The sequence below is a fragment of the Bradyrhizobium sp. P2_E8 genome (assembly GCF_056403875.1).
Genome location: NZ_JBFUES010000743.1, coordinates 1 through 3,883, shown reverse-complemented (window position 1 = coordinate 3,883; position 3,883 = coordinate 1). Strand labels below are relative to the sequence as shown.

At 64.7% G+C, this 3,883-nt stretch carries 3 protein-coding genes and 2 pseudogenes; 1 reads left to right on the top strand and 4 read right to left on the bottom strand.

The annotated features are described in order from the left end of the window. Nucleotides 1-306: pseudogene (locus AC1D00_RS30880) on the bottom strand (hypothetical protein); the annotation flags it as partial. Nucleotides 307-500: 194 nt separating this feature from the next. Here AC1D00_RS30880 and AC1D00_RS30875 point away from each other — a divergent pair. Then, complete coding sequence (locus AC1D00_RS30875) at nucleotides 501-1,745, top strand: S1C family serine protease (protein ID WP_477013264.1); 1,245 nt, start codon at nucleotides 501-503, stop codon at nucleotides 1,743-1,745. Nucleotides 1,746-1,988: 243 nt separating this feature from the next. Here the strand turns inward: AC1D00_RS30875 and AC1D00_RS30870 are convergent, their stop codons facing one another. From AC1D00_RS30870 to AC1D00_RS30860, 3 genes and pseudogenes are all read right to left on the bottom strand, one after another. Next, nucleotides 1,989-2,726 carry a DUF899 domain-containing protein gene (locus AC1D00_RS30870; protein WP_477013263.1) on the bottom strand — a complete coding sequence of 246 codons (738 nt, stop codon included), beginning with the start codon at nucleotides 2,724-2,726 and terminating at the stop codon, nucleotides 1,989-1,991. A 21-nt stretch (nucleotides 2,727-2,747) separates the two neighbouring features. Next, nucleotides 2,748-3,080, bottom strand: a pseudogene (locus tag AC1D00_RS30865) (SRPBCC family protein); the annotation flags it as partial. Nucleotides 3,081-3,091: 11 nt separating this feature from the next. Further along, nucleotides 3,092-3,619, bottom strand: coding sequence for an ArsR/SmtB family transcription factor (locus AC1D00_RS30860; protein ID WP_477013262.1), 528 nt, complete (start codon nucleotides 3,617-3,619; stop codon nucleotides 3,092-3,094). Nucleotides 3,620-3,883 lie beyond the last annotated feature (264 nt).

The following is a 3,883-nucleotide window of genomic DNA, read 5'->3' as shown; positions in this document are numbered from 1 at the left end:
GAACTGCTCGACCGCCTGGTGGATCATGGCGTCGGCAAGGCCGGAATGATGGCGGCGTGAACGCGCGCGCATCTCGATCCCGATCACCAGGACGGAGAGCACGGCGGCGACGAACCAGCCGAAGAAGAAGCCGAGCGGCTCGCCGGTGGGGTCACCGAGCAGCCAGAATTGCAGGATCGCCGTGATCAGCGCGACGGCACCGGTCGCGGCCATGGTCGCCGGTCCGTAGCCGCGGAACGCCGTGCCGGCCGCGATCTGGCTGCGGATCGCCACGATGTCGGCCAGTGCCTTGTCGAGATCGCGCATCGGCAACGCCAGAACCTCGCTCCACCCACGCCTGTCGGACGTGTTACTTTGTATTGCAAAGTATATAGCCTGGCAAAGTAAAGGCAAGCCGGAAAGTCGCCGCGAGGAGCCTGATCTCGAGCAGACAACTGCCGGTTGCGCCCCACCTCGTCCCGCGGATAAGATGGATTCAAAACCATTCCGGGGGAGAAAGTATGTGGCTCAAGTCATTTGTCGTTGCGTCTCTCTTGCAGGTGATCGTTGGCGGCATCGCGCATGCGAAAGGACCATTCGGCAGCGTCAATGTCGGCAACTGGATCGGCGGCGCCTTCAGCAATGACGAGACGGGCGCCTTCTCCCATTGCGCGGCGACGACGCCTTATGCGAACGGCGTCATCCTCGTCGTGAGCCAAAATGCCGCCGGCACATGGTCGCTCGCCTTTGCGAGTCCCAGCTACCGCTTCAACAAGGGCGAGAACGCCGCGATCGACGTGACCTTTGACGGGCAGGAGCAAGCCAGGCTGTTCGCCACGGCATACCAGTCCAACATGCTCACGGCCATCATGCCGCTCAACGTCGTGCGTACGTTTCAGAAGGCGAGCCTGATGGTGGCGACAGCCGGCCGCGCCGTTCTGAATTTCGATCTGACCTCGACCGGGCCGGTGATCGCCGCATTGGCCAATTGCGTGACCAAGGTGAAAGCCGACGGGCTCGACAAGGCCGGCGATTTCACCAAGATCGCCGCCAAGCCGCAGCCCGCGCCGGACAAGCAGGCGCCGCCGGCCGGCAGCAAGGCTGCCCGGACCAGGAGCGGCACCGGCTTCGTGGTCAGCGCGAACGGCCACATCGTCACCAACCATCATGTGATCGACGGCTGCGTCGGCGACATCAAGGGCAACCTCACCGGCGAGGCCTCGATGGTGCTGCGCGTCGTGTCGAGCGATGCAAACAACGATCTCGCCCTCTTGCAGGCGCCGTCGACAGTGACATTCAAGGACTTTGCGCGGATTCGCGACCGCTCGTTCCACTCCGGCGATTCGGTCGTCGCGATCGGCTTTCCCTACCATGGCCTGCTCACGTCGGACTTCACCGTGACGACCGGTATCGTGAGCTCGCTCAGCGGCATGCGCAACGACACGCGTTTCCTGCAAATCAGCGCGCCGGTGCAGCCCGGCAATAGCGGCGGCCCGCTGTTCGACACCACCGGTCAGATCGTGGGCGTGGTCACCGCAAAGATCCCCGTACTGCGCATCGCCGCTGCGACCGGCAACATTCCGGAGAACATCAACTTCGCCATCAAGACCGGCGCGCTGCGCGACTTCCTCGACAACAGCGTGGTGCCCTACCAGACCGCGGAGCCGAAGAGCGAGCTCAAGACCACCGACATCGCCGGCAACGCGCGGCCCTATACGATGCTGATCTCGTGCAACGGGACGGAGCAGGCGGACGCGAAGCGGTAGCTATCGGGTGCAAGGTACCCTGCCGCGTCATCACCCGCTGTCATTCCCCGCGACCCGGCTACGCCAAGGCTTCGCCGGGCTTCGGTCTAGGGGCGCCGAAGCTTCAGCGCAGGCGGCAGGCGGCAGGCGGGGAATCCAGTACACTGCGGCCTCTCGTCTCTATCACTCCCCTCTCGGAGTACTGGATCGCCCGGTCAAGCCGGGCGATGACACCCTTGATGTGGGCAGAGCGTACCCGCCCCCTCACCCGTGGCAGCACGCATCCTTCGCCGCCTGCGGCTCGTACTGGTCGCGCAGGCGCACCCAGTCCATCGGGTAGGGCAGCCCCTCCTCGTGACGGCCGAGCGGGGTGAGGTCGAGATACTGATAGGCGGCGTTCATCATGTCGAGGCCGCGGGCGAAGCAGGAATAAGTGTGGAAGATCTCGCCGGCCTCGTTGCGGTAGAACACGCTGATGCCGGGCAGCTCGGGACCGTAGAACGGCGTGGTGCCGAAATTGTACATCGGCTTGCCCGTGGCGATCTGCTCTGGCGAGAACGTCACGCCGTAATCCCGGTTGAAGTCGTTGCTTCCCGACGAAACCCAGTCGAAGGTCCAGCCCATCCGCGTCTTGAAGTCCTCGAGCTTTGCGATCGGCGCCAGCGAGATCGCGACCGTCGCGGTGTCGCGCGCCGCCAGGTGCGGCACCATGCGATCGAGACCGTCGRCCCAGAACGAGCAGCTCTTGCAGGCCGCTTCCCAGTCGGGCGCAAACATCACGTGCTGGACGACGAGCTGCGGACGCCCCTTGAAGAGATCGCCGAGCGTCACCTTGCCGCTCGGTCCGTCGAACACGTAGTCCTTGTCGACCTTGACCCAGGGCAGCGCGCGGCGCTCCTCGGCGAGGCGCTCGCGAGCCGCTGTGAGCTCCTTCTCATGCGCCATAAGGGCTTTGCGAGCCGCGATCCATTGCTCGCGCGATACGATCTGATGGGGTTGCATGGCGGTCTCCTCTGACGGAAATCAGGCGACGAAGGCATCGAGCTTATCGAGGAACGAGCTCCAGCCCCGCTGATGATTGTCGCGTGCGGCCTCGTCGAAGAACTGGGCGTGATGAAAGATCATCAGCGTGCCGGCGCTGTCAGGCTTGAACGAGATCGTGACCAGCGATTCGCGCTCCGGCGTCGAGTGCCAGGCCCAGCTGAACACCAAGAGCTCGTTCGGCACGACCTCGCGATAGGTGCCGCCGGCCTCGAAATATTCGCCGTCGTCGCTGACGAAGCTGATGCGGTAGCGGCCGCCGGTGCGAACGTCGAGCTCGGCGTTCAGCGTCGCCGGCTTCATGTTCGGCGGCCCGAACCATTGCGCTAGCTGCGCGGCCTGCGTCCAAGCGGCGTAGACTTTCTCCGGCCGCGCGCGGAGCCGGCGCGTGAGCGTGAGGCTTGGACGTTCGCTTGCGCGCTCGGCGTTGCGGGAATCGGCGTTGACGGCTGGGTTGGCCATGTCTCTTCCTCCACGAAGGCGGCAAGACGATCCAGATTGTCGGACCAGAACTGCGCGTAACGATTGAGCCAGTTCATCGCCTGCTCCATCGGCTGCGCGGTGAGCCGGCACGAGACCGTGCGACCGGTTTTCTCGCGCACGATCAGGCCTGCGTCCGTGAGCACATCGAGATGCTTCATGATCGCCGGCAGCGAGACCGGAAACGGCGCGGCCAGCTCGCTCACCGACAGGCTATCCCGCTCGCCGAGGCGGGCGAGAAGCGCACGCCGCGTCGGGTCGGACAGCGCCGCAAAGGTCCGGTCCAGCGTCTCGTCCTGATACTTAACCATGTGGTTTAGTATAAACGCGGACGAACGGCCGTCAAGCGGGAACCCGCGCGCGTGAAGCTGCACGACTGCGTGATCAGGCCGACCGATGTGCAGCGTGAAACGCGACCAGTGCGGCGCAACGAGCCGCGCGCGCCGGCGCGGCTCGGGGCCGTTTCATTCCAGGTCGACGAGACGACGCGCGCAAGAAAAAAGCCCTGCCGAACGGCAGGGCTCCATTTCCGATCATCGCAAGATCGCTACTCGACCTTCAGGCCGGCAAACTCGACGACCTTCTTCCACTTCTCGGTCTCGGCCTTGATCTCCTCGCCGAACGCCTCGGGGGTCTGC